We start from the raw sequence: 24,334 nt of genomic DNA, 5'->3' as shown, positions 1-24,334 counted from the left end.
TCTACTGATGTGGTCGAAGCTTCTCGGGACGACCCGGCAGTTGTTTGTTGAAGCGGAATGTCCGGCTAGCGGCTAAGGACGTCCTCCAGGACGGGCGTGGGGCGGGTCGCGTCATCCACTCGGGAGCGCTTTTGCTTCCGGAGGGCGAGGAATGCGACGTTCAAGACGGCGATCACCAGCAGTGCGGCGCCGACCCAGAAGGAGGCGCGAATTCCGGCGGAGTCGACGATCACTCCGCCCACTGAGGTTCCGGTGGCGATGGCGATGTTCAGCACGGAGATCAGCAGAGCGGTCCCGGCTTCGGGGTGATCGTGCGCGATTTTGAAGATCCAGACCTGCAATGAGGCGGGAGCGGCGCCGAAACCCAGGCCCCACGCCACAAGGACGATCACGGGGGCGGCCAGGGAGCCGGTCAGGAACTGCGACGCGATCATGGCTCCGGCCATCAGGACGAGAAAGAGCAGCAACATGGGCTTGAGGTGCTTGACGGCAAGGGCGCCGCCCCCGAAGTTGCCGATGATGCCGCCAATCCCGAAGGCGAGGAGGAGTGCGCTGGCTGTTCCTCCGGTGATGCCGAGGTTCGAGTTCAGGTACGGCGTGATGTACGTGTAGGAGACGTACTGACCCACGAAGACGAGGGCGACAGTCAGGAGGAGCACGAGGATGCTCTTACGACGAATCAGGACTGGCAGAGCTGACAAGGTCGGGGCTTGGTCCACGACAAGTTTAGGAACGGCGATGAGCTGAAGCGCCACGACGACGGCTCCCATGATCGATGCCACAAGGAAGGCTTCGCGCCAGCCTGCGATGGTCGCGATGAATGAGCCCATCGGGACGGCGATGACTGCGGCGATGGAGAGTCCCGCGAAGATCACTGACGTCGCTGCGCCAATGTATTTCTCGTGCACCAGGCGGGCCCCAAGGCTTCCGGCGATAGCCCAGAAACTTCCGAGGGAGAGCCCTAGTAGCGCGCGAGCGATGATCATGACCAGGAAGTTCGGCGCCGTGAGGGACACGACGTCGGACAGGAGAAGGAGAATGCTTCCCGCGATGAGCAATTTGCGGCGGTCTGTCTTGCCCGCCAGGACCACGAAGGCGAGGGCGCTGATCGCCGCGACGATCGCCGGAACTCCGACCATGAGGCCGGCGGTGCCCTCCGTGACGCCGAGTTCCTTCGAGATCGGTGTGAGAAGCCCGACCGGGAGCAGTTCTGTCACTGACAGCGCGAAGGAGCCGATACCGACGGCGATAACGCCAGCCCAGCCTCTCTTCAGGGAGAACGGTCTGCCGGCCGTCTCAGGGAAGATTTCTTGATTCGTCATTTTGGGATCTCCGGGAAGGAATGGGGCCCGCGAGGATTCTCGCCGGGCGGGTGATCTGTACTGGTTGTTCCAGAACGTAGCACGATTCTGTACTAAACGTTCCTGAACCGCGTCTATTCCCGTCCAACGAGCTTTTGCCGAAAGCGGCAAAACACACAAGGCCCCACCGAATGGTGAGGCCTTGTGGTCCAGCTGGTCCCCCTACAGACCAGCAAGCGGGGCGTCAGATGACCGTGCGTCCGCCGTCCAGAGCAAGCGTGGATCCGGTCGCATAACGTGCCTTTTGGCTCGCAAGAAACACAACGACGTCAGCCACCTCACGCGTACGTACCGGTCGGCCCGCGGGGACGGTGGAGCCGGCCGCCGCGATTGCCGCACCCCCCGCGGCACGCAGCCGGGGGTTTAACAGGGGGCCGGGCGCGACTGCGTTGACGGTGATGCCATCGCTCGCGAACTCAACTCCCCAGGATCGGGTCAGAGATTCGAGAGCAGCCTTAGACGCGGCGTAGGCGGCGCGGCCAGGCGTCCCGAGCTTGGCTCCGATCGAGCTGATATTCACGATGGATCCACGCTGCGCTCGCGCCATGCCCGGCTGCAACTCGGCGACCAACTGGTGAGCCGCCTTGACGTTGACGGCGAACATGGCGTCGAAGCCATCGTCGGTGATAGACGATGTGGAGCCGGCCTCGATGGTTGCGGCGTTGTTGACGAGGATTGTCACATCACCGGCTCGTCGAGCGAGATCTCGAGCGGAGCCCGGATCGAGGAGGTCCACCTGGATGAACTTCGTCCGATCCGGGCCCACGACATCGAGAAGTTCTTGCTCGGCTTTCGCCGATCGTCCCGATGCAACAACGTAAGCGCCAAGTTTCGAGAAAGCGACCGCGATCTCGTGCCCGAGGCTGCCTGCTTGACCCACTCCCGTGACGAGGACGCGGTCGTTCTCGAACTCCATTAGATGGCCGTGCTGCCGCCGTCGATCGCGACAATCGAGCCAGTCATGAAGCCGGCGCTCTCGCTGCTGAGGTAGACGACCGCCTTTGCGATCTCCTCGGGAGTTCCCACGCGGCGAAGCGGGGTGCTGGCGACGATACCTTCAGTGGCGTCGCCCAACATGGCCATCACATTGTCACTGCTGATGGTGCCGGGGGAGATGGCGTTGACGCGGATGCCTGCGCTGGCGAACTCGTTCGCCCAGTAACGCGTGAGCGTCTCGACGGCGCCCTTCGTAGCGCCGTATGCCGACATGAACGGCATCGCGCGAGCCGCGGAGATCGACGAAATGTTGACGATGCTTCCTGGCGTGCCGGCCGCGATGAGGTTGCGAGCCACGGCGGCAGTCAGGAAGTACGGTCCGCGAACGTTGGTGTTGAAGCCGCGGTCGAAGTCCTCGACGGTGACGTCAGTCGCGTTGCCGAGCGGCGCGTAGCCAGCGTTGTTGACGAGGATGTCGACATGTCCGGCCTCCTCCACCAGGTGCTCGACGGACGCGAGGTCGGTCATGTCGACGAGCGCGAAGCGAGCGTCGCCGCCCGTTGCACGGATCTTCTCGACCACGGCCTCGCCACGTTCGACATTGCGTCCCGCGACGACGACAGACGCGCCGTTGTCGGCGAGTTCCTGAGCGATCGCTGCGCCGATGCCGCCGATGGAACCGGATCCGGTGACGAGTGCTGTCTTGCCTTTGAACTGCATGAGTGTGCTTCCTTTGGTTCGCTCGGCGTATGGCCAGGCGTAATGGGAACCGCTGACTCTCGTGATGTGGGAGACAACGGCGTCAGTTCTGGACTGATCGTTACTGGAACGTACAGTACAGAACCACTATTCCCCAACTCTGCATCCGACTTTGTACCCCGGCTGGAAGGCTTAAAGCTCTACGCTTGTGGCATTCCATCCTGAAAGGCACAGAATCGTGGCAGGACATGACTTTCCGCACCGGAAATCGACGGCAGCTCTTACAGCTTTGGCTATGTCGTTCGGAGTGAGTCAGGAGGTGCCAGCCGGGACCAACCTCTTCGCAGCGGGTGACCTGGACCCAGACTTCTTCGTCCTCGCCGGCGCCCAAGTCGCTCTGGTCGTCAGCGACGGACTGACGGGCGTCCGAAAAACGATCGCTTTCCAGGGCCCGACAGACTTCGTCGGTGAGTTGGGGCAACTCACGCACCAAGCGGCGTTCGTCACGGCGAGAGTGACGCAGAGCGGACCCGTCTGGCGCATTCCGGCCGACCGTATCCAGGAATTGATGAGTCGAGACGGCTCCGTGGCAGAGGTTTTCATGCAGACATTCCAGGCACGCCGTGAATGGTTCCTGGAGTTCGCTGGCGACTCCCTCATTGCTGCAGGCCGTGAACACGACAGCGTGTCCAATGCCCTCCGCGCTTTTCTCGTCCGCATGCGGCTTCCTCACCGCTGGATCGACGAAGGAGATCCCGCCGCAGCTCGCCTGCAGGCCCGCTACGGGATAGGGGCCTTGCCTCTCGTCGCAATGGAAGGGCATGTTCTCACTCGCGCAGCGCCGGATGACGTGGCGGAAAAGGTCGGGCACGCGTATCGGCGAAGCCAGGAAAGCGTGGCCGACATGCTGGTGATCGGAGGGGGACCCGCGGGCATGGCCGCGGCGGTCTACGGCGCATCCGAAGGATTGGACACGGTATGTGTCGATGGCGTTGGGCCAGGAGGTCAAGCTGCCGCGACATCGAGGATCGAGAACTATCTGGGATTCCCCGAGGGGTTGTCCGGGGACGAGTTGCTGAACAAGGCCGCTCTGCAAGCACTCAAGTTTGGGGCGGGACTGCATGCTCCGCTTGAGGTGGTCGCGTTGGAGCCCTCGGGGCCCATCATTCGCGTCGCCCTCCGCGGGCCGGCGGTAATTCTGGCGCGAACAGTCGTTATCGCCACGGGGGTGCGCTACCGCAATCTCGACATCGACCGATGGGCCGACTTCATTGGCGCCGGAATCTATTACGGCGCCTCGGATCTAGAAGCACGCCAATGCCAAGGTCAGGGGGTGATTGTCGTTGGTGGCGGAAATTCGGCCGGCCAGGCATGCCTTTACCTTGCCCAGCGCGACTGCGACGTCACGCTGGTCATTCGCGGCGGTCAGTTGGACGCAAGCATGTCGGCCTACCTCGTCTCGCGGATTCGACAGAACTCATGCGTCCGGGTCCTGTTGAATGCCGAGGTCCGCGCTCTTCACGGAGAGCGAAATCTGGAAGCCGTAACGATTTCCTCCACCGAGAGGGGACCGGAGACGCTCGCTGCGTCCGCGCTTTTCTGCTTCGTCGGCGCCGTGCCGGACACCGATTGGCTGCCGGGCCTCGCCCTCGACGATCACGGCTTCGTTCTCACTGGCGCCGAAGCGCAAACGACCACATCCGCGAATAACCCGCCTCTTCCTTTTGAGACGAGCCTCGCAGGAGTGTTCGCGGCTGGAGACGTCCGTAGCGGATCGATGAAACGAGTCGCGGCGGCAGCGGGCGAAGGTGCAAGTGCAGTTGCGTCCGTGCATCGAAGGCTTGCAGTACTGGACGCCGCCGCCATCGGCTAGGTCAATGAAGCAGCTCGCGCCAGTTTGCTGGGACGCGATCACGCGGTCCAGGAGAGGTCGATCCCTCGGGCCGGCTCGTTGGTGGCGCGAGTTGCCTCCAAGGCGCCATGGCTTCCGTGTCGTAGTTCCAAAACCACTCCTCTCCGGGCTCGAACGACTGAGCCAAAGGATGGTGATTATCGCGCGCATGAGCCGAGGCGTGCTGCGACGGAGACGAGTCGCAGCACCCTACGTGGCCGCACTTCGCGCAGCGGCGAAGATGCAACCACCACCCTTGCGCCGCCTCGCATTCAAAACACACGCCGCCGGAGGGCGGCTGTAGTTCGTCCACATCGTCGTCAGTCATGCCACCAGCATCTGCGATTTGGGTCTCGCCGTCCAGGTGTCGACCGGACCTAAATCGGCCTCAGCAGAGGCCACGCGCCAGAGCGGGTGTGGACCATGAAAGCCGTTTACCCGACCTAGGCAAAGTATTTTTGCATGATTCATCATAGGTACTTGCCAGGCACGGATCGTCTGCACAATAGTTGTGCAGAAGCACCTCACCCGAGGCCACATCAAGAGGAGATCCACTCGTGCCAATGATCGACGTGTACGCGGCAACAGGAACGTTCGCCGACACTCATGCCTTGGCGCAACGTCTCGCGGAAGCCGTCATGCAGGCGGAGCAAGTCCCCAACATCTCGCTCTTCCGCAAGAACACAGCGGCCTTCATCCACGATCTCTCGAACAGCGCCATCTCCAATGTCGACGGTGACACCAATTACGTTCGGGTTCAGGTCTTGACGAACGCCGGTGCGCTCGATCGGGACAAACAGCTGACGGTCGTCAAGTCGTTGACGTCGATCATCGCTGACGCCGCCGGCGACGAGTCGCTCCAAAATCGGACGTGGGTCCTCCTCACGGAAGCGCCCGAGGGCGGTTGGGGACTGAGCGGCCACGCAAACACGAACGACGAACTCGTCCAAGCAGCACGAGCGGAAATTGGCAGCTTGCAAAGCGCTCAAGGCGCCGGCGAGTAACCGTGCGTTCCGTTGCCCCGCTCCGACCCAACCGGCCCGCCGAGGGTTCGGATGCGAGCGATGCAGCGGTAACTGACCGAATTCCTGCCGAGTTCTACTGGCCCCAAGGGCGGCGCCTCACGGTGAAGGAAACCATTCGCTTTCTTGACTCCTTCAAAGGGGTGACGAATGAGATCCCCGAGCACGGTCAAACCGATTTTCTGTTCTCCGGCGAAGTCTTTGCGCGCGTCGACACCACGCGTAGGCGAGGAGCTGCAATCACCATCGCGACGACACTCGACAAGGCCCGTGCTCTCGAAGTCGAATACGAGTCCGTTCAGTCGAGACCGGAAGGCGACTGCCACTGGAGGGTGTCGGTGGATCTGCGGGGTGACATCCCAGACGACATCCTGGCGCTTCTCGTCATCGAGAGCTACCACCACATCCGCTTCGAGCATCCGTATCTCCATGGCAGCGGTGCCATGGGAGCCTTCGTCGCCGGCCAAAAAAGGAGAAAGAAATGACGTCCTCGAATCCAACCGTTGTTCTCGTCCATGGGGCTTTCGCCGACTCATCTAGCTGGGACGGCGTGGCCAGGGAACTGACCGCCAGAGACCGAGACGTTGTGTCGCTGGCCAATCCGCTTCGCTCCGTCCAAGGAGACGCCGCCTATCTTCGCGACTTCATCGCTGGCCTAGGAACGGCGGTCGTTCTGGTAGGTCACTCCTACGGGGGCATGGTCATCACGGAGGCGGCTTCCGACAACGACGCCGTCAAGGCGCTCGTCTTTGTCGCCGCGTTCGCCCCTGCCCCCGGAGAGTCAGCACTCGAACTCTCCGGGCGCCACCCCGGAAGCACCCTCGGGGACACCCTGTTCGCCTACCCGGTCAGCAGCGGCGGCAACGAATTCCGGATAGATCCCGAGAAATTTCCCGATCAGTTCGCGGCCGACGTCGATCCGACCCTCGCCGCCGCCATGGCCATCTCCCAGCGCCCCGTGACGGAGAAGGCGCTGTCCGACACTCTGAGTGCCGATACCGCCGCCTGGAAAGACCTGCCGTCCTGGTTCGTCTTCGGTGACGCCGACAAAAACATCCCCGTAGAAGCCCTTCGCGAAATGGCCAAAAGAGCTGACTCGAAGGGCACTCGCGAGGTTCCAGGAGGAAGCCACGCCGTAGGCGTCAGCCAGCCGCGCGACGTCACGGCAAGCATCGAGGACGCCCTCTCGGGCCTCTAAGCCGGACTCCACCGTGTCAAGCGGCGACCCGAAAACCCGCGTCGCCGGAACTGCGTCGAAACGGTCGGCGCCCCCGCCGGATCCGGACTAGGACGACCGGGCCGCACACGGTGGAGTCCCCTGGCCAGTACGCGAGGAGTCATCCTCCTCGCCGCGACCGTGCTGTCTTCGATGGTGGGCTTGCTCGATACCTCCGTGGTCAACGTCGCGGTGCCCGCACGTCATCGTTCCCGCGGGCGGTTCCTACTACGCCCGAATCGATGACATCGACTTCGCCGAAGCACGGAAAATCTTCGAAGAAAGACTTTGGCTGGCCCTCAACATCGCCAAATAGGCGAGTACGAAAGTCACCGCCGGCGGGTCGATCCTGTTCTTCAGCGGAACCGCGCCGCGCAAACCCGCATCGGGCGTGGCCGTCGTTGCCTCCAGCGTCGGCGCCATGACGACCGTCACACGGAATCTCGCCCTCGAACTGGCTCCGGCGCGATTCAACCTGCTTGCCGCCGGTTTCCTAGACACCCCCCTTTCCGCATCGCTCCTAGGAGAGGGTCTCGAAGCTCGTCGGGCACAGCTGCGAGAGGTGCTCCCCATCAAGCGCATGGTCGAAGTCACCGAGGTCGCGGCCCAGGCCACATATGTCATGTGGAACGGGGCTCCCACGGGAGCCGTGTTCGACATCGACGGTGGAGAGTCTCTGCTCCTTTCCGTCGAAGGCCGCCCGCCCGCGGAGTACTCGAGGTAGTCGATCGCCCCTCTTGCTCCTAGGCGAACGCAAGCCGGTGTGTCGCGAAGCGATCCATCACGGCTCCGACGAGGGGACGAAGGTCTTCCGGGCTCCGGCCAGTCCGGGCAACGATGTCAATACCCTTCAGGAGAACGAGTATCACGGTAGCGGCGTCCCCCGCGTCCGCATCGCGATCAAAATCGCCAGCGCGTTGAGCAGCCTCGATGGCCTCTCGAAGCGCCGATTCGAGAACGGTGAAGTTGCGGTCTACGCGAGAGGTCACGTCGACATCGCAGGAACCCAACTCCATGGCGGATCGCCCTGCCATGCACACCAAATATTCACCCGCCTGGAGCGCACAATGCTCCGGGTTGGCCAAGTATGCCTGCAAGCGCCCATAGGCGCCTTCGTCCGATCCGCCGAGGGCGTCGTCCAAGGACTCCTCATAATCCAGGCAATAGCGGTCGAGGGCCTCTAGGTACATTTGGTGCTTGCCGCCAAACGCCGCGTATAGGCTCCCTCGACCCAACCCTGTCGCTTCCACGAGATCGTCGATACTCGTACCTTCGTATCCAGCACGACGAAATTGTCGTTCCGCCGCCGAGATCACGTCCTGGCGGTCAAACCCTGCGGGCCTTCCCACGATTGTCACTTCCATTCCACTCACGCATCACAAATTGCCGGCCAGCGCCGGCAGGAGAAAGCGGTTCGCTAGTCCACCGGGGCGTCGAGGGCGTTCTGAAGAAGCATGTGCTTCGCGTTCAGAAAACCGTCGAGCTGCATGAGACGGCCCCCCTCCCGCAAATTGCCGACCGGCAGCGCGGCGAAACCGAAGGTTGTCAAGATCGAAGCCACCTGAGTGTTCGCCGCGTCGTCGTCACCGGCGAAAAAAGCAACCTGACGACCCTCTGAGTGTTGCGGATCAGCGTCGATGTAAGGCCCGAACATCGTGTTGAGGGCCTTGACGATCCGCGCACCAGGCAGCTTGTCCGCGACCCACTCGCTTCCCGTCAAGTCCCCGATGTGCGCCCGACCGCGATAGGGGTCGCTGGCCTCGAACTGGTTGGTCGTATCGACAACAACGCGATTCGACCAATCGGCTTCGTCCGTCAGACGTGGAACGAGCTGGAACGGGATGGCCAGAAACACGACGTCCGCCACCGCTGCACCGCTGACATCACCCGCATGGACAAGACCGCCGATGTCGCCGAGTGCTGCGCGGACCGCCTCAGGACCTCGCGAATTAGCAACGGTCGTGGAGTATCCGTGCCGAAGCGCCTTGGCAGCCACAGCACGACCAACGATGCCGGTTCCGATGATTCCGATGCTTTCGACGGCCACGAAGCTCACCCCTGTCAGGTAAATGAGGCAATATCGTCTCGCGCGACTCTCGCGTAAGGGTCAGTTTACCCTTTCTGTACTGAACCGTCCAGTACTAGACTCTGAACCGAGCACACAACTCAAAATCTTTTGTCTACGTTCTAGAGGAGATCATGCGCGTCAGTCGGGCCCAGGCGGCCGCGCACCGCAAGGCCGTCATCGCCTCTGCCGCAAGGCTGATTCGCGAGCGAGGATTCGACAAGCCGTCGATCGCGGACTTCATGAAAGCTGCGGGCCTGACCCATGGCGGCTTTTACCGCCAGTTTCGCTCGAAGGAAGCCCTGGAGCGGGAAGCGTTCGAGCAAGGTGTCGAAGAAAGCGTGACTGGGTTTGTGGCCGCGGCCAAAGCCGGCCCCGAGGGCTTTCTCGAGCTTGTGGATGGATACCTTTCGGCGGAGCATCGGGACAACAAGGAGGACGGTTGCTCAGTGGGCGCGCTGAGCCCGGACCTTGTGCGCGGCAAGTTGGAACTCAAGGAGATTCTTGCAGAGGCGGTGCGTCGCATGGCCGCCGGAATCGCAGAGGGGCAAGAGCAAACCGAGAGCGAGTCGGCCGCCATTCAATCGGTCACGACCATGCTGGGAGCACTCATGCTCTCAAGAGCAGTCGTCGAGGCTGATCCTGCGCTGTCAGACGAGATCCTTCGAGCGGCGCGACAGACTCTGAGAAGTCAAGGCATTCAAGAGCTTGATTCCTAATGATGTTTGCAATAATCTAACCACACCCTTTTGCCCTTTAGATGTGTCGCCTAAACTGGGCTCATGTCCATTGGATCGAGCGAACGCTACCGCCTCAGCCCCGCGCCAGACGGGCTGTCGTTGTTTCAAGATCTCCTGAACACGGTCGGCCGTCGCGGGCAATCTGACCTCCTAAACGAGACCGACACGGGACGAGCCTGGTTCGAGCAGGCGACGCGAGCTTGGGCGCTTCACAACCCCGACTACCTTGGTGCTGTTCCGCAATTCAAGCCAGCCGATCTTGCGGAAATCCGGACCCTTCGCGACACGTTGCGCGTCGCACTCCTTCACCGTGATGACGAGACATGGATCGACCAGTGGCAGCTCGACGGAGGGTTGCGATTTCAGATGGACGGGACGGGCCGTGTGGGCATTCAGCCGGCGGCCACAAAGTCCTCCCGGCTTTGGATGATCGAGACGATCTCGCTGGAGATGTTCAAGTCGCAACTAGTCGGGACGTTCCCGCGCTTCAAGCTTTGCGCCAATCAGTGGTGCCTCATGGCTTTCTATGACCGCAGCAAAAATTCCAGCGGCGTTTGGCATGACGTGCGCACCTGCGGTAACGAGCACAACCTCCGGCAGTCGCGAGCCCGTCGCGCAGCCGCTCGTCGGGACCAATCCATGGAATTGGACGACTCGGCCTCGGCGTGACGGAAGCCCGCAATCGTTCGCGAGCAGCCGGATGCCGGGATTCAGGTCGTGGTAAGTCTGAGCCGGGATGTCCCCAGGCGGTAAGCGAGGTCACGGGTGGCGTACACGCCATCCGCCCCTGACATTTGCCTAACGGATTGTTGAAAGCCTCCGACAGTGACATCGGGCGCCTCTCGCGCGTCCGAAGCCATGGGGGTACGCATGTCCATCAAATCGCACATCGAGAAAGCCAAGGCACGGCGGTGGTCAAAGCTCGAAGTTGCAGGTCAGCCGGCAGGCCCACTCGCCCCCCGAGTTGGTCTGGCTACGGACCTTGCGAGCGGCCTTGTCCTGATCCTTACCGTTAGCGCCTTCGGATGGGTGAGCGCCCACTACGGCCTCATAGCCCTGGCCGAAGACCTCGTAAGTCGGTTTCCCAAGTCGTTGGATCGCGACACGGCCGGTGAGTGGGCATACGCTGCCATCTGGTTTGGCGCCTGGGGCCTCGGGGCCCTGTTTGCGGCGATTTGGCCGGGCTATCGCTCGTTTCGCCGCCAGAAGGTCGCTGTTGAAATCGGCCGCCTCGTCTACGAACGCTTCCAGATCGACTTCTTCCTCGTGCAGCGAACCGTGGCGGTGATGCCAATTTTCCCACGCGCGGTTGGCGGCGTCCGGGGTCCCTGGGCGTACAAAATGACGTCGGCCTTGGACATGCTCAACGGCGAAAAGCCACAACTAATCATCGTGGTACCGCGGCATAAGGGCGAAGCGATTCGAGTGAAATTCGTGCAACCGGCCGCCAACGGACTCCAAGCGCACATCGTCCCGCTTGAAGTACGCACCGAGCCGGCGCGTCCCCTCCAGGTACGAAGCGGCTGGCGGGGTCGGGTCGGCCGATTCTTTCTCACGCAGGCATGACCCCGACTACGCTCCGCCATTCTCGCCGCTTGACCGGTTGCCGACGCCTGCGAGTTCTGGTCCATCGATCTGCGTAGACCGTGAGTGCGATGCGGCGGAGGCGCGGTTTTCGGCGGAGCCTGCGCCTCCTTCGGCCGACGTTACTTGGATCGGGGCGCCTGAGAACCCCGAACGATGTGGGCTCCGAGTGATACCGCGGCGATGACGATGATGACGATGGCAAAGGTTGTCGCGACCGCGAGGAGCCCCTCCGATGCGACGAACAGGCCGGCAGCGATAGCCGGTAGGCCAAAGGCGAGGTAGCTGACGACGTAGACGGCGGCGAAGAGCTGGCCGCGTTCGTGGGCCTGAGCGTGAGGCATGATCAGCGAAACCGAGCCCGAGAAGGACAGTCCAAGTCCCATTCCACCCAGAATGGCGCTGATACCGAAAACCACAAGGGAACCGCTTTCAAGTCCGATGACCGTGAGCGCTGCGCCGACAATCAGCGATATCGATCCCACGAGAGAATTCGTGTTGCTGGACAGCTTACGAAAGATCAAAACGGACGCCGCGGCCGACTCGGTGAACAGGGCGATCGCTGCGCCGTTGATGAGCCCACTGTGGATGCCGAACACTCCCTGAAGAATGGCGGCAACCAGGCCCAAGTAGAACGCGTTGATCATCCAGCTCGAAATGAGCGCGGGGATCGATGCGGTGAAGGCGGACCGAGCCGCGGTGGGAACTGCGACTCTCGGGATCAGGCTTTTCGCAGCGCCGATCCGGCGGCTGATGGGCTCCTTTACGAGGAATGTGAGCACGATTCCAAGCGCAAAGACGATGTCGAACGCGAGGAAGATGGCGGACGGGTCCGTCGTCACCTGGATGAGAAGCCCGGTGACAAGCGCACCCACGCCCAAGCCGCCGAGGGGGGCGATGCTGGCGAGCATGCCACCTAACTTCTTGTTGCCTGTAGGTGCAAGGTCAGTCAGCAGCGCGGAGATGGCACCCGTTGCAGCTCCCGTCGCTAGACCTTGCAAGACGCGTCCGGCGATGACTTCGCCGATTCCTCCACTGTTGAGGAACACCGTCATGGCAATGCCTTGCACGACGAGCGCTCCGATTATCACGGGACGTCGTCCAACGTGATCCGAGAGCGATCCGAAAACCAAGACGGCCACGAGTAGTGCGACTGCGTAGATCGCGAAAGCGAATGTCAGGAGCCAAGGGGCGAAGCCCCACCGAGCTTGATAGACGACCAACAGTGGGGACGGGGCAGCGGCAGCCGCAAAGAGCCCGAAGAGCACTACGGCCATCAAGGCAAAGGCGACAGGACGAGGAATGGTGTCTCGCCGCTTGGCAGCGGGTGAGGCGTGCTCCGACGCGACGGGGGACGAAGCGCGAACGGATTGCTGGGCAGACATGATCGACCTCTCGATGACAATCCCGTATCGAACGGTACAGGCAACAGATCCAAAGCGCGATAGACTGTGCATTATTCCTGGGTTTCGGATCCAGGCGGAGCGGAGTGGTGATGGCAGGGACGTCCACCAGGGAAGGTCGACTCGTCATAGCCGTAGCCGTCCTTGCGTCTCTCGTCGTGTTCCTCGACGGGACTATTGTCAATGTGGCTCTGCCCCAACTACTCCTTCAGTTCGGGGGCGGGCTGGCATTCCAACAATGGGTCGTCGACGGGTACACGCTGACCGTCGCCGCCTTCATCCTGATCGCGGGAGCTTTGTCAGATAGCCTCGGTCGGCTCACGATCCTGCGCATAGGACTCATCGGCTTCGGCGTCACATCGCTCCTGTGCGCCGTCTCGCCCACGGGCGAGTTGCTGATCGCTTTTCGGGCTGCTCAGGGCTTGGCGGGCGCACTGCTCGTCCCCAGCTCGCTGGCGCTCCTTGCATCAAAATACCGTGGCCCGGTTCAGACTCGCGCTATCGGGTTATGGTCGGCATGGACAAGCGCCGCTTTCATTGCGGGCCCGCCGCTTGGCGGATTGCTCGTTGACACGGTCGGGTGGCGCTGGGTCTTCGGAATCAACTTGCCGGTCGTGGCTGTAACGCTGCTGGCCGCCAGCCGGCTTCACCTTCCGAGTACAGAGGCGAGGGGTCGCAAGATCGATGTCCTCGGCGCGTTCCTGGCGGCAGCAGGTCTCGGCGGTCTCGTTTTCGCACTCATCGAACAAGGCCGGCTCGGCTGGGGAGATCCATTCGTCCTGACCTTTGGGGCGATCGGGATCGCGGCGCTGACCGCCTATGTGCTCTGGGAGCGGAAAGCTACCTCGCCGATGATGCCGCTCGACCTGTTCCGGGCGCGCAATTTCTCGGTTGGAAACGCCACCACCTTCCTGGTGTGGGGCGCGCTCTGGTTGGGTGTGTTCATCGTGCCCGTTTTCCTCCAGCAGGTCGCGGGCTTTTCTGGCCTGGTCGCCGGGCTCGCCACGGCGCCCATGACTGTCATCAGTCTTCTAATCTCCAGCCGCGTGGGGACCCTGGCAGGTCGATTCGGTCCGCGGTGGTTCATTGCCGTCGGCCCCCTTATCGCCGCCGCCGGCTATTTGTGGATGCTGACCGTGCGCGAGCCAGTAAACATTTGGCTGGGAGTGATTCCTGGCGTCCTACTCGCCGGCACCGGAATCGCCATCACGTCCACCCCAATCTCTTCAGCCGTGCTGAGCGCCATCAATGCCGAACAGGCAGGAATTGGCTCCGCCGTGAACAACGCTGTGGCACGAGTCGCCGGTCTAGTAGCCATCGCAATCGTTGGATCCATCACCGGCGCTCGCCTCGATCTCGCCGGATTCCATCGCGTCGTCATCGTCGTGGCCATCATCATGATCGCGGGGGCCGTGCTGTCCGGAACTCTCCTGCGAAACCCCAAGCCCGATATGACGTTGGACCCCCTTCCCGTTGATTCCAACGCTGCAAGGCGTCCCGTCGCGAACAAGCCGGAGGGGGCGTAGCTACGTCCTACGCCCCCTCCGGCTGTCTTCTGACGGTCGCCTCTTATTCTTCGGAAACCTGGATGAGGATTTTCCCGCCACGTTCCACGTGTTCGACGGCGGCGGTGATCTCGCTCAACGGGTAGACAGCCTCGATGGGCGCCCTGAGATCACCGGACTCGACCAACGGCGCCGCCTCTTTGATGACAGGGACAACTTTCGACACGTTGTCGTAGGCGCCGACGAAGATGCCCGAGACGGTGATGTTCTTGCTCTTCACGCTGTCCGCCTCTGGATCGACGGCTTCCCCGGATGCGTTGCCGTAGAAGACGAACCCAGCTCCCGGCTCGAGGAGGTCCAGCATGGTCTGTGCCACACTGCCCCCAACCGAGTCAATTGCAACCTTGACAGGCGCACCACCTGTGGCCTCGCGAACCTCATCTGCGGCACCGGGGTGGTCAATCAATACGACGTCGCCCCCAGCTGCGCGGACGACCTCAATCGCGTCTTCACGGCGGACGAAGTTGATCGTTTTGATGCCTCGCAGTTTCGCGATCGCGACGACATTCAAACCGACCCCGCCACTGGCTGCGTCCTGAACGACCCAGTCACCAGGCTTGACGTCGGCGTACTCGCTCAGCATCAGTCCCGCCGTAGGCGTATTGCTCCCGAGCATGGACAGCTGGCGCGGGTCGACGTCGGGAAGTGGAAAAAGGCCCTCGGCGGACAGGAGCAACCGCTCTCGCCAGGCGCCCGTCATCAGCGGAATGATGACCAGATCTCCCACGGCAACCCCGTCGACACCTTCGCCCAACTGCAGTACGCGCCCAACCCCCTCATTACCTGGCACTGTGGGCAGGTCGCGAGGTGCCAGATAGCCCTGGATGAAGAACAGGTCGTGATGGTTCACGGGTGAGAACAGCGTTTGGACCAACACCTGGCCTGCGCCCGGCTCCGCCGGCTCTTCCAACTCGACAACCTTCAGGACATCGCCGGGAGTTCCATATTCCGAGATCTCAATCGCTTTCATGACTTTCTCCTCCGCCTCAGGGCTTGTTTGACTTACTCTAAGCCGTTTTGACTCGTCAAACCATGTCTAATCTCAGAATTAGCAAGGTGTCCCACGAGGCAGCGGCCACGCTGAACTCCGCTCAAATGCACGTTTTTCACGGCCACTCATTGGCACGCATAGGCCTTCTGGCTCATCTGTAGACGACACAGCCATCCGATGATTGACTATGGCTCAGAACAACGATCTGGCAGCGCGGGGCTCAAGCGAAAGACCGCTTTGATCGGCTATTGAGGCGCCCACAGCTTTCAGCTTCCGAGCGAAATGAGGATGTATGTCCCCGGAACTACTCGTGATCCTCATCACCGTCTGCTTCGTGGTCGTCACCGTCTCCATCGCGGGACTCAGCAGTAGATTCGGCTTCTTCGGGCCGATGGCGCTTGTAGCTGTTGGCGCAGGTATCTCGTTCATCCCTGCCGTGCCTCAGATCAAAATCGAGCCGGACGTCATCCTTTTCGGGATACTGCCGCCCTTGTTGTACGCCGCCGCCATCCGCACTTCGTTCATCGATACTCGAGCACGTCGCGATCCGATCATCATCCTTTCCGTCGGCCTGGTCGCCTACACCGTTTTCGTTGTCGGCATCGTGGCATGGCTGATCGTTCCAGCCCTCTCTCTGGCAGCTGCACTCGCCTTCGGTGCCGTCATCGCCCCCACCGACGCCGTCGCCGTGAACGCAGTAACCCGAAAAGCTCCCCTTCCACGAATCGTGACAACCGTTCTCGACGGTGAGAGCCTCTTGAATGACGCCACTGCTTTGGCTGCCTTGAACGCCGCCATCGCTGCGATCACTACCGTGGTGACGCCCCTCTCGGTCGCGGGCAACTTCGCCATAACGGTGTGCGGCGGATTGGGGGTCGGCCTGGCCGTCGGGGTGATCCTCGGGTGGCTACGCCGCCGAATCCACGAGGCCGTGGTGGATACGAGCCTGTCGCTGGTGGCGCCGTTCGTCGCGTTCCTCCCGGCTCAACTGATCGGTGCTTCCGGCATTCTCGCTGTGGTCATCTCGGGTCTCTACCTCAGCTACCGCTCTCCCGTGATTCAGTCCGCAGAGGCGCGAATCGCCGAATCGCTCAACTGGAGGACCGTTCAGTTCGTCCTGGAAAACGCCGTGTTTTTGCTGATTGGGCTGTCTCTAGCCGGAATCGTGGAGAACGCGCTGAAGTCGGACATCCCTGTCTGGCAGATGGCGCTCATCTCGATCGTCGTCTTGGCCGTGATGCTGGTGTCTCGACTCTTGTGGGGCTTCGGGCTGACCGCCGTCTTCCGATTCGGCCCGCGACAGCTGCGTCGGCAAAGTTGGCATTGGCATCAGCCAATCGCTGTCAGTTTTGCGGGCGTGCGCGGCGTCGTCACGCTTGCCGCCGTGTTCCTGTTGCCGGAAGCGACACCGCAGCGCGCGTTCCTGCAATTGCTCGCATTTGTGGTTGTCGTCGGCACGCTGCTGCAGTCGCTTGCGTTGCCGTTGATCGTTCGAGTTCTTCCCACTCTTGTGCCGCCGAACTTCGAACAGGAGCGTATGGAGACACGGCTTCTGCTTTCCGAAGCCCAGCAGTCGGGACTCGACTCGCTGGAGGATCATCCCGAAACCTTCGACCCAAGAGTCCTTGCACGTCTCAGAGCCGACGCGACATTCTTGTCCGACTCCCTGAAAAGTGGAAGCGGAACCGAACCTCCTCACGAGAGCTACGCCCGCGCCCGGCAACACACGCTGCAGGCCGAGAGAGCAGCCGTGCTACGCGCTAGAGCCGAGCACCGATACCAGGAACCCGCCGTCCGTGCCGTCCTCCGCATCCTCGACGCCGAAGAGGTGGCGCTGGCGACCTCAGCCGAGGCGAAGGCCGACTAAACCACAATCGCTAGAGGCCTGGGAGTGACGATTTGCCACTCGCACTTGCCACTGCTGCAAAGCTGGAGTTCAACATCTCTAGGATTCGATCGTCGGGGACGTCCGCCTCCAAAGACAGGTTGACCCATGTGCGCTTGTTGAGCTTGTACGCGGGATGCGCACCAGCAAACGTCTCGCGGACAGCCGACACTTCCTCCGGCGGCAGCTTCAACGTGACCTGATCGTCGGCCCATTCAGCGCCGCTGAGCACCGCGAACACTTTCCCATTCGACGCCTTGAAGACAAGTCGGTCGGGCGCCCATGGACTGCTCTCGCCCGCGCCGTCGAAAGAAAGCGCGTGGCGACGAAGCTGTTCGCGGTTCATGCCTGAGGACCAAGAAATCAGAGTCGGCCTTGACCGTTGGATGCAGTCGTTCCGCCGTCAACGGGAAGAACAACCCCCGTGACGTAACGGGCAGCATCGCTGGCCAGGAACAGGACGACGGGAGCGATGTCTTCAGGCTCCGCAACACGACCCAAGGCGATCCGACGTTCAACAACGGAAAGCAGCTCAGGGTTGCTAAGAATCCCGCCGACGGGTTCCGTGTTCACCAGCGAGGGGGCGACCGCGTTGACCCGAACGCCGCGGCCACCCCAGTCCAAAGCGAGCGCCTTCACGAACATCGCGATGGCGGCTTTACTGGCGTTGTAGACCGCCTGACCCCAGTCGCCGCTGAGCCCTGAAATGCTTGACGTCGCAATGAAAGATCCCGATGTTCGTTCCAGCGCCGGCAACGTTGCTTTGGCCAAGTAGAAGAAGCCATCGATGTTAGACGACCGCAGGGCGTGCCAATCCTCATCGCTGACGTCGGTGATATCGCCCGGAACATAACCGCCCGCGTTGCTGACCACCACATCCAACTGCCCATGTTCATCGATGACGCGATCAACGAGCTGACGAACAGAATCGGAATCGCCCACGTCCGCTTGGTACGCGCTGAGGAACTCCGAATCGAGCGTGCGCCTGGCGTCGTCGAGCCGAGCCTGGGACCGGCCGACAATAGAGACCTTTGCGCCCGCGTCTAGAAAGTGCTGAGCGATAGACAGTCCTATTCCGCTGGCCCCTCCCGTAATCAAAACGACCTTTCCGACGTAGTCAAAGGTGACGTTCTCAACTAGGGACATCAGGGCTCCTTACAAGACGGCGCGGATCCGACACGCTCGGTGCGAGCCGTTTCTTATTGCTCTCAAATCGTCAGATAGGTGACATCCGTTAGGGTATGTCACAAGGCGGCTCGATGGCTAGTGATTTTCTCGACGAGTAGTCGGCGAGGCGTCGCGAGAGTGGGCGGCAGTGGAAGCGGCAGGTCGGAGCGCGCGGTCTCAACCTTCGGACGCGCCGAGACCGCGCGACCTCGATCCTGATCCGATCCAGGTACCCATATCTTGCAGCCTCATCGGCATGCTTGCAATGGGAAGACGACATACGCCCCGCGCATCGACGGATGTCGCGGGGCGTACCATCAACGGGTCCTCCGGCTGGCGGCCCGGATCAGGTAGGCCTCAGATGGGGGTCCCCGTTGATTTCACCGTCGACTGTGACCGCCAATCAAACGTATCCCACCCGGAGAGTAAGTTCGAGTAGAAACGCGAGTCAAAACTCGTTTGACTCAAGCTTCGTTGCGGTCTGGAACTGGACACCGCAGGTTCCGAGCTGCGAGCAGGTGCCTTGACAAGGGCCTACGTCCGCCGAATATGGATTGCTCAGTCAAGAATGGCTAGAATTGTGCAATGGTCCGACCTCGAAGTTTCGACAAAGACACGGCCGTGCGTTCGGCGGAAGAGGTGTTCCGGCGTACGGGCTATGCGGGAACCAGCCTCGATGACATCACTGAAGCAACGGGCCTCGGTCGCGGGAGCATTTATGCCGCCTTCGGCGACAAACATGGCCTGTTCATGGAAGCGCTCGGTGACTACGGCACGAAAACGATGTGCGAAATCGCCTCGGCCCTGGAGGGTCCAGACGAAGAGGCCCTTGGCCGACTGCGGCAGTTCGTCTCGACATCGCCGAGCTTCGTGCTCGAAGACGTCGACATGCGCGGCTGCATGGCCGGCAAGATGGCGCACGAACTCGGCGGACATGACACAGAGGCCATCGACAAGATCGCTTCCATCTTCGCGGCCTTCACAAAACTCCTCGTCGCCGCCATCGAGGCAGCCCAGCGAGCGGGCGACATAGCAGCAGACCTCGACGCAGGCTCGCTGGCCGCTTCGATTCTCGCGTTCACCCGCGGTATCGACATCCTCGCAAAGGGCGGGGTTCCCGCGGACGAAGTCATCGCCGCCGCGGCAACGACCGCCGACCTTCTCTTCCCCCTGCGAGCAGCAGCGCACGCATAGATTCGAGAGCTTCCGGCCGAGCGGGTCATCCGACCGAGTCAGGCGCCCTTAGAGACGAAGCGCCCCCTCTGCCTCGACGGCGTTGTCAGTGGTCGCGGCCATACTGATTGAGTCCTCCTAAAGGTGGACAACATAGTCGAGGAGTGCCTCATCGAGGACGATGGAAAGGGACCGTTATGACCCCGTTGGATGCCGATAGTGAGGCTTCGCAGAAGGCCGCAGAATCTGCCCGTGGACACTTACTCCGCACGATAACCGAGCGATGGTTGTCGCGAGCCGACGAGATGGCGCGCACCGCCATCGTCGGACAGCCAGATGTCACGAACTCAACCGATGTTGCCGAGCTGACGGTACTGAAGCGCAACCTCGTTAGCCTGATCCAGAGTGGCGCGCAGTCGGTCGACCGCATCTTCAGCCCGAGGCTCGACATCGATGCGCTGGCGAGCAAGACGCGATCGAACGTGCACGGCGGCATCACGATTGACCTTCGCGCGGCCGTCGAAGAACTGGCGAAACCACTTCACGATCTCCTCAAGGGCGCCGGGTATCAGACCGAACCGCTCAAGCGCCACGGAGGCGACTACTCCTACGACCGATTCACTGCCAGCGACATGGAGATCACCCCTTATCCCGAGGTCAGCGCTTTCGAACGCGCCGTCGAGAAGCTTGGACATGCCCGGTTGGCGCAAGCCGCCCGCGAGTTGGCGACCGAATCCGAGAAAGCTGCAGGTCTCTGGGACTCGCTGTAAATCCAGGAGCCCGAAAGGAACCTGAGTGACAGCGCAGACGCCGACGACGAACTATCGCGGGACCATCCGTCAGCTCATCAAATTGTGGGAGGAAGATGCGGCCCTTCCTGAAGTGACAGTGCCTGGTCAGGTGGACCCGGCAGTCCCCGTCGCCATCCGAGGACTCGTGGCGCACGCGGTCGACTGCGCGCGCGGCATCCTGGCCATCTATGAAGCGGCTGTTCCCATCGCCGCCGTCCCCCTGGCGCGCACGCTGATGGAAGACTCCATCACCGCAGGATGGATCCTCGCCGTTCCTGACGCCTGGAGGTCCTTACTGAGCAGCGGCATCCGGGATCGCAGACGAGCATTGCAGGAGGCCCATAGATTGCATCCCGCGGACCCGGAAAGCATGGAACGACTTCGCGAATTGACCGCATCGCTGGGTAGGGTCGGTGCGGCCTCCGGGTGGCCGTTCGAGCAACGCGTGCAGTCCCTCGAAGGCACCGAATCTGTTTACCTGCTCTACCGGTACCTCAGTGGGTTGTCACACGCGGGGGCCGAGGTCGTGGATGCGTACAGCGCCGAAGTCAGACCTCCCCGTTCAACGTCGCCTATCGGCCGCATGCCTCATTCCCGCTCGCCGCGCTCGTCCTGAGCGCCGCAACTTCCTCGTTACTCCAAACGCTCATCGCGTGGGATTCGACGCTGTCACACCCTCGCCATGCAGATCAACTCAACGACATCGCGCACCTACTCGGTGTGCGACGGACCTGGGTCGCGCGATCCGGTGGTATCACGTGAGATGAGGCGGTCCGTGAACGTTCCGACGTCGAACGCAGATCGGTCTTGGTCGGGTGCAGCGAGGTGATGAGCGAGCGCAGCCAAATCGGCTTGCATGTCGATCGTCGGATCGAGAAGCCACTGGATCTGGAGTCCGTCCGCGGCAGCGACAAGAATGCGTGCGGCCCACTCGGGGTCGAAGCTCTCTGCCGCGCCGCCGCCTTTGGGGTTGTTCAGGACGCCCGCCACCAATGGCACCAACTCTCTGTAGCGCTCCCCGAAGAATTCGTTGGCGGGCCCCGGTTCGCCAGCGGCGCGCGCAGCGATCTCTAAGAAGAGTCGGGATAGTCCCGGTACTTCGGCCTCTCGAGCGACAGCAGCCCCCAGTTCCTCCACACTCGGCTCCTCGGAAATGCCCGACTTGAGCGCCCGGTCGCGTTCCCGAAGAACCTGGGTGAATAAGTCGTCACGGGACGCGAAGTAGTGGAGGAGGGCGCGCTCGGTCGTGCCAGCTACCTGGGCAATGGTTCTAAGAGAGGGACCGGTCGCGCCACTGTCGGCGTAGGCCTCCAACGCGGCCTCGACGATCTGCTGCCTCTTCATCCGCCCTTTTTCGTAGGGCCCACGTGCTCCGCCAGAGGTCATCTCATCATCGTAATCCGCCGTCAGCGAAAACGTAGCAACACTACGGTTTTGGTGTTATGTTTCTCTTCGCCGAGGTCCTCTCGGCGACTTCGAGCGGAAAAGGACAGGCTCATGACAGCGGCAGAATCAGTCGCATTTCTCTGGGGAGCGACAACTGGAGCCCACCAAACAGAGGGCAACAACACAATGAGCGACTGGTGGCAACGAGAGACCTCACCTGGCAGTCCCCTGCCTTCGCCTTCCGGTGACGCCGCCGACAGCTATCACCGCTGGCGGGAAGACATGGACCTCGTCGCCGACTCCGGGCTGACGGACTATCGATTCGGAATCGAATGGGCCCGCATCGAGCCCGCGGACGGCTTCATCTCGTTGGCCGAGGTGGATCACTACCGGCGCATGGTGGCGGGCGCTTTCGAACGGGGACTTCGTCCGATGCCGACTCTGTTCCACTTCACAGTCCCTGCCTGGTTCGCAGCATCCGGCGGATGGCACCGAGACGACGCCGTGCCGCGCTTTCTTCGCTACGTCGAGGCCATACTTCCGGTGCTGTCTGACGGTGTGGAAAGGGTGGAGACCATCAACGAGCCGAATATCTACGCTGTTCTGGCGTCGTCATCCCGACCTGGCGACGGGAGTCTGTCCCGAGGCTTGCCGGTCCCCGATCCGCAACTGAGCGCCAAGATGATCGCAGCTCACGACGCGGTTCGCGATTTCCTCAGAGATCGACTACCGCAGATCCAATCCGGCTGGGGCATCTCTGTCCAGGATTACCAGGCTGCCGAAGGAGCCGAGGATGTGTTCCACGACTACGTATGGCCGCGGGATGAAGTGTTCCTCGAAGCATCCAAGGGAGACGACTGGGTCGGAATCCAGACCTACACTCGCGGCGTTATCGGCAAGGTCGACGGGCTACCGCAACCACTCATCAACGATCGGTCACCAGTCACGCAGACGGGCTGGGAGGACTACCCACGGGCTCTTGGAGGAGCCCTTAAGCGAGCCGCCGACGTTCTCGGCGGCGTACCTCTCATCGTGACCGAGAACGGTATTGCCACGGACGATGACGAGCGTCGGATCGCATTCACGGAAGCGGCGTTGCAGTCGCTCTGGGAGGCGAAAGCTGACGGGGTAAACGTCGCCGGCTATTTCCACTGGAGCCTCCTCGACAACTATGAATGGGGCACCTTCGGGCCGAGATTCGGCCTCGTTTCTGTCGACCGCGTCACCTTCCAGCGAACAGCCAAACCGTCCCTCGCGTGGCTCGGCGCAAAAGCAAAGGAGCGGCTCGATGAGCACTAGATTCTCACATCGTTACGTCCGCGTTCTTCTCGGACTTGCCGCGGCGACAGTTGTCGCCGTCGGCGCCCCCCTGGCCGTGAACAGACTGTCGGTACAACCTGGTGCAGCCTTGGCGAAGACCGTGTTTGAATCAGGTCCGGCCGTGAAGGTCGGCCAAGACTTTCTTCACATTGAGCAGCGCGTCAGAAAAACCGCGAACGTGGCAGTGCCGGTATCCGGAGCCAAGCCGGCGCTGTTGGACGTCTACAGGCCCAAGACGGAACCAGCAAACCTCCCCACGATCCTTTGGGTTCACGGCGGCGGCTATCTGTCAGGAGACAAAGCCCAAGTAGCCAAGTACGCCATCAAACTCGCGAGCGACGGATTCGTCGTTGCCAGCCTCCAATACTCCCTTGCGCCGGACACCAAGTACCCGGTCCCGGTGGCGCAAGCCGATGCCGCGTTGACCTACCTGCGCAACCACGCCGTCGCATACGGCGGAAACCCCGATATCGAATTCGTCGGAGGCGACTCCGCCGGCGCTCAAATCACCAGCCAGGTGGCGGCCATTCGGACCAACCCTGCTCTGGCCCAGGACATGCACTTCCCGGCACCTTCGGCTGTACGGCACCTCGCCGGGGTGGTTCTCGACTGCGGCCTCTACGACATGAACACCGTGGGTGCATCCGGTTTCCCGGCACTTCGAACTCTCCTCTGGTCCTACACAGGAGTGCGGGATTGGAAGCGATTCGGAGCCATCGATCAACTCAGCACGACGAGGCAAATCACCAAGAACTATCCCGCCACGTACCTGACCGTCGGAAACGCCGATCCGTTTCGAGGGCAAAGCGACGAACTGACCAGGGCGCTGAACGGTGAGCACGTTCCGCATACGACGAGGTTCTGGGCTCACCACAGCACGCGGCTCAATCACGAGTACCAGTTCGACTTCACCACCCCTGAGGCCAACGCCAACTACGCCGCGACGCTTCAATTCCTTCAAACACACGCACAGGAGCAACCATGATCAAGCGCTCTTCGACGAATACCTTCCAGCGCGTAAGGGGATGGCTTGGTTGGGCGGGCCTGACCGTCGGGACACTCGTTGTCGCGACACTTTTCTACGCGGTCCTGGTCCTTCGTAGCAGCTAGTCGTCAAGCCCGAACTCTAGGCGAGGGGT

At 62.0% G+C, this 24,334-nt stretch carries 27 protein-coding genes; 15 read left to right on the top strand and 12 right to left on the bottom strand.

Annotated elements, in window-relative coordinates:
- Positions 1 to 65 precede the first annotated feature (65 nt).
- The 3 genes from ABD733_RS08155 to ABD733_RS08145 form a co-directional block, all read right to left on the bottom strand.
- Positions 66 to 1,322, bottom strand: a complete 1,257-nt coding sequence (locus ABD733_RS08155; protein WP_344794877.1) for an MFS transporter — start codon at positions 1,320 to 1,322, stop codon at positions 66 to 68.
- A gap of 223 nt (positions 1,323 to 1,545) precedes the next feature.
- Positions 1,546 to 2,277 carry an SDR family NAD(P)-dependent oxidoreductase gene (locus ABD733_RS08150; RefSeq protein WP_344794875.1) on the bottom strand — a complete coding sequence of 244 codons (732 nt, stop codon included), beginning with the start codon at positions 2,275 to 2,277 and terminating at the stop codon, positions 1,546 to 1,548.
- The gene (locus ABD733_RS08145; RefSeq protein ID WP_344794873.1) at positions 2,277 to 3,017 is read right to left on the bottom strand and encodes an SDR family NAD(P)-dependent oxidoreductase; all 741 of its coding nucleotides are present in this window, start codon (positions 3,015 to 3,017) and stop codon (positions 2,277 to 2,279) included. The genes ABD733_RS08150 and ABD733_RS08145 overlap by 1 nt, the downstream gene beginning before the upstream one ends.
- Positions 3,018 to 3,234: 217 nt before the next feature.
- Between ABD733_RS08145 and ABD733_RS08140 the strand changes: the two genes are divergently transcribed.
- Positions 3,235 to 4,869, top strand: a complete 1,635-nt coding sequence (locus tag ABD733_RS08140) for an FAD-dependent oxidoreductase (RefSeq protein WP_344794871.1) — start codon at positions 3,235 to 3,237, stop codon at positions 4,867 to 4,869.
- A 1-nt stretch (position 4,870) separates the two neighbouring features.
- Here the strand turns inward: ABD733_RS08140 and ABD733_RS08135 are convergent, their stop codons facing one another.
- Positions 4,871 to 5,215: a UBP-type zinc finger domain-containing protein gene (locus ABD733_RS08135; RefSeq protein WP_344794869.1), complete on the bottom strand. Its 345-nt coding sequence runs from the start codon at positions 5,213 to 5,215 to the stop codon at positions 4,871 to 4,873.
- Between the two features lie 235 nt (positions 5,216 to 5,450).
- Between ABD733_RS08135 and ABD733_RS08130 the strand changes: the two genes are divergently transcribed.
- Genes ABD733_RS08130 through ABD733_RS08120 form a run of 3 tightly spaced genes read left to right on the top strand, consistent with a single transcriptional unit; the run spans position 5,451 to position 7,107 of the window.
- A complete protein-coding gene (locus ABD733_RS08130) occupies positions 5,451 to 5,891 on the top strand; it encodes a hypothetical protein (RefSeq protein ID WP_344794867.1) in 441 nt (146 codons plus the stop codon).
- Positions 5,892 to 5,893: 2 nt separating this feature from the next.
- Positions 5,894 to 6,394 carry an MmcQ/YjbR family DNA-binding protein gene (locus ABD733_RS08125; protein ID WP_344794866.1) on the top strand — a complete coding sequence of 167 codons (501 nt, stop codon included), beginning with the start codon at positions 5,894 to 5,896 and terminating at the stop codon, positions 6,392 to 6,394.
- Entirely contained in the window at positions 6,391 to 7,107 is a 717-nt protein-coding gene (locus tag ABD733_RS08120) for an alpha/beta fold hydrolase (protein ID WP_344794864.1), read from the top strand. The genes ABD733_RS08125 and ABD733_RS08120 overlap by 4 nt, the downstream gene beginning before the upstream one ends.
- A gap of 246 nt (positions 7,108 to 7,353) precedes the next feature.
- Here ABD733_RS08120 and ABD733_RS08115 read toward each other — a convergent pair whose 3' ends face one another.
- Complete coding sequence (locus ABD733_RS08115; protein WP_344794862.1) at positions 7,354 to 7,548, bottom strand: hypothetical protein; 195 nt, start codon at positions 7,546 to 7,548, stop codon at positions 7,354 to 7,356.
- On the opposite strand from ABD733_RS08115, the gene ABD733_RS08110 reads away from it, so the two are divergent.
- On the top strand, positions 7,472 to 7,849 hold the full coding sequence (locus tag ABD733_RS08110; RefSeq protein ID WP_344796053.1) for an SDR family oxidoreductase: 378 nt from the start codon (positions 7,472 to 7,474) through the stop codon (positions 7,847 to 7,849). The two genes, ABD733_RS08115 and ABD733_RS08110, sit on opposite strands and share 77 nt — an antisense overlap.
- A 19-nt stretch (positions 7,850 to 7,868) precedes the next feature.
- Here the strand turns inward: ABD733_RS08110 and ABD733_RS08105 are convergent, their stop codons facing one another.
- Positions 7,869 to 8,489: a TetR/AcrR family transcriptional regulator gene (locus tag ABD733_RS08105; protein WP_344794861.1), complete on the bottom strand. Its 621-nt coding sequence runs from the start codon at positions 8,487 to 8,489 to the stop codon at positions 7,869 to 7,871.
- A 53-nt stretch (positions 8,490 to 8,542) separates the two neighbouring features.
- Positions 8,543 to 9,181: an NADPH-dependent F420 reductase gene (locus ABD733_RS08100; RefSeq protein ID WP_344794859.1), complete on the bottom strand. Its 639-nt coding sequence runs from the start codon at positions 9,179 to 9,181 to the stop codon at positions 8,543 to 8,545.
- Positions 9,182 to 9,324: 143 nt separating this feature from the next.
- Between ABD733_RS08100 and ABD733_RS08095 the strand changes: the two genes are divergently transcribed.
- The 3 genes from ABD733_RS08095 to ABD733_RS08085 all read left to right on the top strand — a co-directional run bounded on the left by ABD733_RS08095 (position 9,325) and on the right by ABD733_RS08085 (position 11,496).
- Positions 9,325 to 9,909, top strand: coding sequence for a TetR/AcrR family transcriptional regulator (locus ABD733_RS08095; protein WP_344794857.1), 585 nt, complete (start codon positions 9,325 to 9,327; stop codon positions 9,907 to 9,909).
- Between the two features lie 63 nt (positions 9,910 to 9,972).
- A complete protein-coding gene (locus ABD733_RS08090; RefSeq protein ID WP_344794855.1) occupies positions 9,973 to 10,599 on the top strand; it encodes a CGNR zinc finger domain-containing protein in 627 nt (208 codons plus the stop codon).
- Positions 10,600 to 10,800: 201 nt separating this feature from the next.
- Positions 10,801 to 11,496 carry a hypothetical protein gene (locus ABD733_RS08085; RefSeq protein WP_344794853.1) on the top strand — a complete coding sequence of 232 codons (696 nt, stop codon included), beginning with the start codon at positions 10,801 to 10,803 and terminating at the stop codon, positions 11,494 to 11,496.
- Between the two features lie 140 nt (positions 11,497 to 11,636).
- On the opposite strand, the gene ABD733_RS08080 is transcribed toward ABD733_RS08085, so the two are convergent.
- Positions 11,637 to 12,899 carry an MFS transporter gene (locus ABD733_RS08080; RefSeq protein ID WP_425552870.1) on the bottom strand — a complete coding sequence of 421 codons (1,263 nt, stop codon included), beginning with the start codon at positions 12,897 to 12,899 and terminating at the stop codon, positions 11,637 to 11,639.
- A gap of 110 nt (positions 12,900 to 13,009) precedes the next feature.
- On the opposite strand from ABD733_RS08080, the gene ABD733_RS08075 reads away from it, so the two are divergent.
- The gene (locus tag ABD733_RS08075; RefSeq protein ID WP_344794851.1) at positions 13,010 to 14,443 is read left to right on the top strand and encodes a DHA2 family efflux MFS transporter permease subunit; all 1,434 of its coding nucleotides are present in this window, start codon (positions 13,010 to 13,012) and stop codon (positions 14,441 to 14,443) included.
- Positions 14,444 to 14,486: 43 nt separating this feature from the next.
- Here the strand turns inward: ABD733_RS08075 and ABD733_RS08070 are convergent, their stop codons facing one another.
- Complete coding sequence (locus tag ABD733_RS08070) at positions 14,487 to 15,452, bottom strand: zinc-dependent alcohol dehydrogenase family protein (RefSeq protein ID WP_344794849.1); 966 nt, start codon at positions 15,450 to 15,452, stop codon at positions 14,487 to 14,489.
- 331 nt (positions 15,453 to 15,783) lie between these two features.
- Here ABD733_RS08070 and ABD733_RS08065 point away from each other — a divergent pair, with 331 nt between their 5' ends.
- Entirely contained in the window at positions 15,784 to 17,340 is a 1,557-nt protein-coding gene (locus tag ABD733_RS08065) for a cation:proton antiporter (RefSeq protein ID WP_344794847.1), read from the top strand.
- Between the two features lie 10 nt (positions 17,341 to 17,350).
- Here the strand turns inward: ABD733_RS08065 and ABD733_RS08060 are convergent, their stop codons facing one another.
- Both ABD733_RS08060 and budC read right to left on the bottom strand, forming a co-directional pair.
- A complete protein-coding gene (locus ABD733_RS08060; RefSeq protein WP_344794845.1) occupies positions 17,351 to 17,704 on the bottom strand; it encodes an MmcQ/YjbR family DNA-binding protein in 354 nt (117 codons plus the stop codon).
- A gap of 17 nt (positions 17,705 to 17,721) precedes the next feature.
- The gene (gene budC / locus ABD733_RS08055; protein WP_344794843.1) at positions 17,722 to 18,504 is read right to left on the bottom strand and encodes a meso-2,3-butanediol dehydrogenase; all 783 of its coding nucleotides are present in this window, start codon (positions 18,502 to 18,504) and stop codon (positions 17,722 to 17,724) included.
- 606 nt (positions 18,505 to 19,110) lie between these two features.
- Here budC and ABD733_RS08050 point away from each other — a divergent pair.
- From ABD733_RS08050 to ABD733_RS08040, 3 genes are all read left to right on the top strand, one after another.
- On the top strand, positions 19,111 to 19,719 hold the full coding sequence (locus ABD733_RS08050) for a TetR/AcrR family transcriptional regulator (RefSeq protein ID WP_344794841.1): 609 nt from the start codon (positions 19,111 to 19,113) through the stop codon (positions 19,717 to 19,719).
- Between the two features lie 284 nt (positions 19,720 to 20,003).
- Positions 20,004 to 20,468, top strand: coding sequence for a hypothetical protein (locus ABD733_RS08045; protein WP_344794839.1), 465 nt, complete (start codon positions 20,004 to 20,006; stop codon positions 20,466 to 20,468).
- Positions 20,469 to 20,493: 25 nt separating this feature from the next.
- Positions 20,494 to 21,105 (top strand): DUF5677 domain-containing protein, encoded by a 612-nt coding sequence (locus ABD733_RS08040; RefSeq protein WP_344794838.1) that lies wholly within the window; start codon positions 20,494 to 20,496, stop codon positions 21,103 to 21,105.
- A 95-nt stretch (positions 21,106 to 21,200) separates the two neighbouring features.
- Here ABD733_RS08040 and ABD733_RS08035 read toward each other — a convergent pair whose 3' ends face one another.
- Entirely contained in the window at positions 21,201 to 21,833 is a 633-nt protein-coding gene (locus ABD733_RS08035) for a TetR/AcrR family transcriptional regulator (protein WP_344794836.1), read from the bottom strand.
- Between the two features lie 153 nt (positions 21,834 to 21,986).
- Between ABD733_RS08035 and ABD733_RS08030 the strand changes: the two genes are divergently transcribed.
- The gene (locus ABD733_RS08030) at positions 21,987 to 23,174 is read left to right on the top strand and encodes a family 1 glycosylhydrolase (protein WP_344794834.1); all 1,188 of its coding nucleotides are present in this window, start codon (positions 21,987 to 21,989) and stop codon (positions 23,172 to 23,174) included.
- The gene (locus ABD733_RS08025; RefSeq protein ID WP_344794833.1) at positions 23,164 to 24,180 is read left to right on the top strand and encodes an alpha/beta hydrolase; all 1,017 of its coding nucleotides are present in this window, start codon (positions 23,164 to 23,166) and stop codon (positions 24,178 to 24,180) included. Before ABD733_RS08030 ends, ABD733_RS08025 begins: the two co-directional genes overlap by 11 nt.
- Positions 24,181 to 24,334: the final 154 nt, after the last annotated feature.

Source organism: Frondihabitans peucedani (genome assembly GCF_039537585.1).
Taxonomy (GTDB): domain Bacteria; phylum Actinomycetota; class Actinomycetes; order Actinomycetales; family Microbacteriaceae; genus Frondihabitans; species Frondihabitans peucedani.
This window is presented reverse-complemented; position numbering and strand designations above follow the sequence as displayed.

What these genes read in the sequence shown, in the direction of transcription:
- ABD733_RS08155 (WP_344794877.1), bottom strand. Translation starts at nt 1,322, where the DNA reads ATGACGAATCAAGAAATCTTCCCTGAGACGGCCGGCAGACCGTTCTCC.
- ABD733_RS08150 (WP_344794875.1), bottom strand. Translation starts at nt 2,277, where the DNA reads ATGGAGTTCGAGAACGACCGCGTCCTCGTCACGGGAGTGGGTCAAGCA.
- ABD733_RS08145 (WP_344794873.1), bottom strand. Translation starts at nt 3,017, where the DNA reads ATGCAGTTCAAAGGCAAGACAGCACTCGTCACCGGATCCGGTTCCATC.
- ABD733_RS08135 (WP_344794869.1), bottom strand. Translation starts at nt 5,215, where the DNA reads ATGACTGACGACGATGTGGACGAACTACAGCCGCCCTCCGGCGGCGTG.
- ABD733_RS08130 (WP_344794867.1), top strand. Translation starts at nt 5,451, where the DNA reads ATGATCGACGTGTACGCGGCAACAGGAACGTTCGCCGACACTCATGCC.
- ABD733_RS08120 (WP_344794864.1), top strand. Translation starts at nt 6,391, where the DNA reads ATGACGTCCTCGAATCCAACCGTTGTTCTCGTCCATGGGGCTTTCGCC.
- ABD733_RS08115 (WP_344794862.1), bottom strand. Translation starts at nt 7,548, where the DNA reads ATGGCGCCGACGCTGGAGGCAACGACGGCCACGCCCGATGCGGGTTTG.
- ABD733_RS08105 (WP_344794861.1), bottom strand. Translation starts at nt 8,489, where the DNA reads ATGGAAGTGACAATCGTGGGAAGGCCCGCAGGGTTTGACCGCCAGGAC.
- ABD733_RS08095 (WP_344794857.1), top strand. Translation starts at nt 9,325, where the DNA reads ATGCGCGTCAGTCGGGCCCAGGCGGCCGCGCACCGCAAGGCCGTCATC.
- ABD733_RS08090 (WP_344794855.1), top strand. Translation starts at nt 9,973, where the DNA reads ATGTCCATTGGATCGAGCGAACGCTACCGCCTCAGCCCCGCGCCAGAC.
- ABD733_RS08085 (WP_344794853.1), top strand. Translation starts at nt 10,801, where the DNA reads ATGTCCATCAAATCGCACATCGAGAAAGCCAAGGCACGGCGGTGGTCA.
- ABD733_RS08080 (WP_425552870.1), bottom strand. Translation starts at nt 12,899, where the DNA reads ATGTCTGCCCAGCAATCCGTTCGCGCTTCGTCCCCCGTCGCGTCGGAG.
- ABD733_RS08075 (WP_344794851.1), top strand. Translation starts at nt 13,010, where the DNA reads ATGGCAGGGACGTCCACCAGGGAAGGTCGACTCGTCATAGCCGTAGCC.
- ABD733_RS08070 (WP_344794849.1), bottom strand. Translation starts at nt 15,452, where the DNA reads ATGAAAGCGATTGAGATCTCGGAATATGGAACTCCCGGCGATGTCCTG.
- ABD733_RS08060 (WP_344794845.1), bottom strand. Translation starts at nt 17,704, where the DNA reads ATGAACCGCGAACAGCTTCGTCGCCACGCGCTTTCTTTCGACGGCGCG.
- budC (WP_344794843.1), bottom strand. Translation starts at nt 18,504, where the DNA reads ATGTCCCTAGTTGAGAACGTCACCTTTGACTACGTCGGAAAGGTCGTT.
- ABD733_RS08050 (WP_344794841.1), top strand. Translation starts at nt 19,111, where the DNA reads ATGGTCCGACCTCGAAGTTTCGACAAAGACACGGCCGTGCGTTCGGCG.
- ABD733_RS08045 (WP_344794839.1), top strand. Translation starts at nt 20,004, where the DNA reads ATGGCGCGCACCGCCATCGTCGGACAGCCAGATGTCACGAACTCAACC.
- ABD733_RS08035 (WP_344794836.1), bottom strand. Translation starts at nt 21,833, where the DNA reads ATGAAGAGGCAGCAGATCGTCGAGGCCGCGTTGGAGGCCTACGCCGAC.
- ABD733_RS08030 (WP_344794834.1), top strand. Translation starts at nt 21,987, where the DNA reads ATGACAGCGGCAGAATCAGTCGCATTTCTCTGGGGAGCGACAACTGGA.
- ABD733_RS08025 (WP_344794833.1), top strand. Translation starts at nt 23,164, where the DNA reads ATGAGCACTAGATTCTCACATCGTTACGTCCGCGTTCTTCTCGGACTT.